Annotated in this window: 4 protein-coding genes; all 4 read left to right on the plus strand. The window is 37.3% G+C overall.

Translation table 11 applies throughout. The features are described 5' to 3' along the window. The first annotated feature begins 272 nt into the window (after window positions 1-272). Entirely contained in the window at window positions 273-2,303 is a 2,031-nt protein-coding gene (gene ligA / locus WBF61_RS06980; RefSeq protein ID WP_424255135.1) for an NAD-dependent DNA ligase LigA, read from the plus strand. Further along, a complete protein-coding gene (locus tag WBF61_RS06985; RefSeq protein WP_424255136.1) occupies window positions 2,296-3,423 on the plus strand; it encodes a CamS family sex pheromone protein in 1,128 nt (375 codons plus the stop codon). The genes ligA and WBF61_RS06985 overlap by 8 nt, the downstream gene beginning before the upstream one ends. Window positions 3,424-3,784: 361 nt before the next feature. Continuing rightward, complete coding sequence (gatC, locus tag WBF61_RS06990; protein ID WP_424255138.1) at window positions 3,785-4,093, plus strand: Asp-tRNA(Asn)/Glu-tRNA(Gln) amidotransferase subunit GatC; 309 nt, start codon at window positions 3,785-3,787, stop codon at window positions 4,091-4,093. Window position 4,094: 1 nt separating this feature from the next. Further along, window positions 4,095-5,374, plus strand: a 1,280-nt coding sequence (gene gatA, locus WBF61_RS06995; RefSeq protein ID WP_424255140.1) for an Asp-tRNA(Asn)/Glu-tRNA(Gln) amidotransferase subunit GatA, incomplete at its 3' end; no start/stop codon positions are given.

Below are 5,374 nucleotides of genomic sequence, written 5' to 3' on the forward strand. Positions count from 1 at the left end.
TCAATTAAACCAAGATGCGTAGCATTCTGCCCAGCTCAGAAAGGAAAATGAAACTTTACCGCAAGAGGCCAAGCCTCGAGGATACAGTTGAATTTTACCGAAGAGCTAGAATGCAAAACTCAATTAAAACAAGATGCGTAGCATTCTGCCCAGCTCAGAAAGGAAAATGAAACTTTACCGCAAGAGGCCAAGCCTCGAGGATACAGTTGAATTTTACCGAAGAGCTAGAATGCGAAACCCAATTAAACCGTGTAGTAGAAAGGAGCTTTCAAATGTCCAAAGGTCAAACTTTCGAGGAAGCAAAAGAAAAGGTTGATGAATTAAGAGACACATTGGATAAGTACAGCTATCAATACTATGTTCAAGATAAGCCTGTTATCTCAGATGCAGATTACGATAAACTGTATAGAGAACTTGTTAAACTAGAAGAAGAATTTCCTGACTTAATTTCTAATGACTCACCGACCCAACGAGTTGGAGGCACTATTTTACCGGGTTTTGAAAAGGTTGTTCATGATATCCCGATGCTTAGCTTAAGCAATGCATTTAGCGAAACAGATTTAATCCAATTTGATAAACGAATTCAAAAATTAACAGATAAAAAAATCCAGTATATTTGTGAATTAAAAATAGATGGTTTAGCCATTTCTTTAAAATATAAAGATGGAAAACTAGTATTAGCAGCGACTCGAGGCAATGGAACAATTGGAGAAAACGTAACTCAAAATATGCGCACGGTTAAATCTGTTCCCTTACGATTAAAAAAACCTTATACTATTGAAGTTCGTGGCGAATGTTATATGCCTAAAGCTTCTTTCGTAGCGTTAAATGAAAAACGTGAAGAAAACGGAGAGGCCGTCTTTGCTAATCCGAGAAATGCCGCTGCAGGTGGGTTGCGTAATTTAGACGCTAAAGAAACCGCTAAACGAAATTTAAATACTTTTTTCTATACAGTTGCAGATTTTGGAGAAATGACTGCAGACAGCCAGGAAACAGCATTAAAACAATTGGATCAATTAGGAATTCGCACTAATCCTGAACGAAAAGTTTGCGAAACTATCGAAGAAGTATGGGAGTACATCCAATCTTTTCAAGATAAACGAACTCAATTGCCTTATGAAATTGATGGGATTGTTATTAAAGTAAATGAATTTGATGCACAAGAAGACATAGGGTATACCGTGAAAGCCCCTCGGTGGGCAATTGCATATAAATTTAAAGCAGAAGAAGGCACAACCACCATTCGTGAAATTGAATGGACTGTAGGCAGAACGGGTGTGGTCACGCCAACTGCAATCATGGATCCGGTCTTATTAGCAGGAACAACCGTACGTCGGGCAAGTCTTCATAACGTTGATTTAATAAAAGAACGAGACATCCGTTTGCTAGATACCGTTGTGGTTCATAAAGCAGGGGACATCATTCCTGAAGTGACTCGTGTTATTCTAGAGGATAGATTACCTGATAGTGAAAGTTATCGGATTCCAACTCATTGTCCAACTTGTAAAAGTGAGTTGGTTCATTTAGAAGAAGAGGTAGCTTTACGCTGCATTAATCCTAAATGTCCCGCTCAAATAACAGAAGGCCTAGCTCACTTTGCTTCACGTAATGCTATGAATATAGATGGAATGGGACCTAAAGTAATTACTCAATTATTTGAAAAAGGGTACGTACACGACGTAGCTGATCTATATAAAGTAACGTATGACGAACTGCTAATGCTAGATAAAGTTAAAGACAAAGCGGCAACTAATTTACTAACTGCGATTGATGCTAGCCGGCATAATTCACTGGAACGTTTATTGTTTGGATTAGGTATTCGACACGTTGGCGCAAAAGCGGCCAAGCAAATTGCAGAACACTTTGAGACCATTGAAAACATACAAGCAGCTAAGCAAGAAGACATCATTGCTATTGAGGGTATTGGAGACATTATTGCAGAAAGTTTTGTGACTTATTTTTCTTTACCAGAAGTAGATGAACTGATCAATGAACTACGTCTATGTCAGGTTAATTTAGTCTATTTAGGTAAGAAAAAAGCTGAAGTGGCTCAAATTGATTCTTATTTTAATGGGAAAACCGTTGTCTTAACAGGAAAGTTAACTCATTTTACACGTGAAGAAGCAAAAAACCGTATTGAAAATCTCGGTGGAAAAGTAACGGGAAGTGTTTCCAAAAAAACAGATCTTGTCGTAGCTGGTGAAGAAGCCGGCAGTAAATTAGATAGAGCCCAAAAGCTTGAAGTGACAGTATGGGATGAAGACCAACTATTGAAGGCATTAGAAGGAGAAGAAAATGAATAAAAAAATCATTGCAACACTGGCTGCTACAGTTTTTTTACTAAGCGCCTGCAGTGACCCTACAGGTGAGAGTACAGTAAATAACCCAGGAGATACTCCAGGAGAAAAAGATAAAACTACAACAACAAGTCATCAATTATCAACAGATTACTATAAAACAGTTGTAACCAACGGCAGCTACCAACCAAGTCAAACAAGAGGGTCAACATTAGGCTTAAACTCTAACTTTAATTTAAAAGCATTCGAAACAGGTTTAATGAGCCTCTCGCAGGCACATTTTGATACAGACAATCACTATTTCGAAGAAGGCCAATACATTGATAGTAAAACAGCTAATAGTTGGTTGAAGCGTGAGAGTAAAGAAAATCCGAATGGGCTAAACCCTAAAGACAATGGAAAAGATGATCCTAAAGAGCGAAATCCTTATTACTTGAACTCTGTTTTAGAGCAAGATTATATGATAAAAAAAGATGATAAATTTTCATTGGGTGGCATTAGTATTGGACTATCGATGAATGCAATTGATTATTATCAAAAAGTTGAATTTGGTGATGAATACCAAACAAAAATCAGTCGTGATGAGCTTTTAAAACAAGGGAAAATAATGGCTGATAAAATAGTTCAGCAACTACGTGAAGTAGAAGGTGTTGGGAAAGTTCCGATAGTAGTCGGTGTCTTTGAACAATCTCCTAAAGATAGCCTAGCTGGTGGAAGTTTTATTACAGAAGCCGTTAGTGAAAACGGCAGTACAAAAGTTGGCAGTTGGAAAACTATAAATCAAAAAAAAGTAATTTTCCCATTAGTAAATGAGACAAGTAACGAATTAGCGAACTTTGAAAACTTTAAATCTGAAGTGGAAAATTTTTTCCCTAACTTAAGTGGCGTAACAGCCGAAGCAAGTTACACAGATGATAAACTTGTAAAAATGAAAGTGTCTATTAATACTCAATTTTATGGAGAAAGTGAAATCATCGGTTTCACACAATACGTTGCAGATAAAGCAGCAACTTTTCTCCCGCCAAATATACCAATAGAAATAATAATCGAATCCATAAACGGAACCGAATCATTTATGGCCAGAAAAACAGGCGAAACAAAATTCTACACACACATATTCAACTAAGATGCTGAGTGCTCTGTTCAGTCATGAGAGAAAAACAGGAATTGGCAAGAGGATGTTTCATCCTCACAGCCCATTATCTTTTTTCAGAATGACTAGAGCACAAAGCTCAATTCAACTAAGATGCTGAGTGCTCTGTTCAGTCATGAAAGAAAAACAGGAATTGGCAAGAGGATGTTTCATCCTCATAGCCCATTATCTTTTTTCAGAATGACTAGAGCACAAAGCTAGGACTAAACGATACAAATAAAATACCGTTAGTCATGTTTTAGTTTCTTTGATATAGAGGCTAACGAAACTTTATGGTAGAATAGAAAAGAAGTTTTTGAACAAGAGGATAGAAAGAAAGAGAGTTGAAACCCAAATGGCTAATATTGATGTAAAAGAAGTTCGACACGTTGCTTTATTATCAAAACTTGAATTTCAAGATGAAGAAATTACAGGTTTTACAAATCAAATAGATGATATTATCACAATGGTTGAACAATTAGATGAATTAGATACAACAGATGTACCGGTAACGACTCATGGTTTAGACGTATCAAGTGTCATGCGTAAGGATATCGCAACACCAGGAATGGATCGTGACGAATTATTTAAAAACGTTAAAACACAACAAGACGGATTAATTAAAGTTCCTGCTATGATAGATAACGGGGAGGCTGGAGCATAAAATGACTTTATTAGATCATACTTTAGAAGAATTACATGACTTATTAGTAAAAAAAGAAACAACAGCTGAAGCGATAATGAAAGCTGTTTATGAACGAATCGCTCAAACAGAAGATAAAGTTGGCGCATTTATAACCTTGACTGAAGAAGAAGCGTTAGAAAACGCGCGTAAAATGGATGCTGCTGGAATAGACCCTAACAATATATTATCTGGATTACCAATTGGAATCAAAGATAATATTGTAACAAAAGGTGTCTTAACAACTGCAGCAAGCAAAATGTTAGAAGACTTCATACCTGTTTATGATGCAACGGTTATGGAAAAAGTAATGGGTGCTGGGATGATTTCAGTTGGAAAACTGAACATGGATGAGTTTGCCATGGGTGGAAGTACAGAACGATCTGCTTTCAAAATCACACATAACCCTTGGGATCTAACTAAAGTTCCGGGTGGTTCTTCAGGTGGATCAGCTGCCGCAGTAGCTGCTGGACAAGTTCCTATGACATTGGGAACAGATACAGGTGGCTCAATTCGTCAACCGGCTGCTTTTAACGGAATCGTGGGAATGAAACCAACTTATGGGCGCGTTTCACGTTTTGGTTTAATTGCTTTTGCTTCAAGTTTGGATCAAATCGGACCATTGACTCGTACGGTTAAAGATAATGCATTGGTTTTAAATGCTATAAGTGGATACGATGAGAAAGATTCAATGAGTTACAATGAAGCAACACCAGATTTTACAGCTGGCATTGAAGATGGTGTAAAAGGCATGAAAATTGGTGTTCCAAAAGAATACTTACAAGAAGGATTAGAAGCCGGAGTAAAAGAAGCGGTACTGAAAGCCATTGAAACTTTTAAAAAATTAGGTGCCATTGTAGAAGAAGTAAGCTTACCACATTCAAAATACGGAGTTCCTGCTTATTACATTATTGCTTCATCTGAGGCTTCTTCAAACTTGCAACGCTTTGATGGCATTCGTTATGGATATCGTTCACCAAATGCGAAGACACTAGAAGAAGTTTACGTGAAATCACGATCTGAAGGCTTTGGTATGGAAGTAAAACGCCGTATTATGCTTGGAACGTTTTCATTGAGTTCTGGTTTTTATGACGCTCATTTTAAAAAAGCTGGTCAAACGCGTACATTAATACGCCGCGATTTTGAAAAAGTTTTTGAAGACTATGATTTAATCTTAGGACCAACAACGACAACGACGGCCTTTAATATTGGTGGCCAAGTACATGATCCAGTAGCGATGTATCTAAGTGATATCCTAACCGT

It is taken from the genome of Carnobacterium sp. (genome assembly GCF_049673005.1).
Taxonomy (GTDB): Bacteria; Bacillota; Bacilli; order Lactobacillales; family Carnobacteriaceae; genus Carnobacterium_A.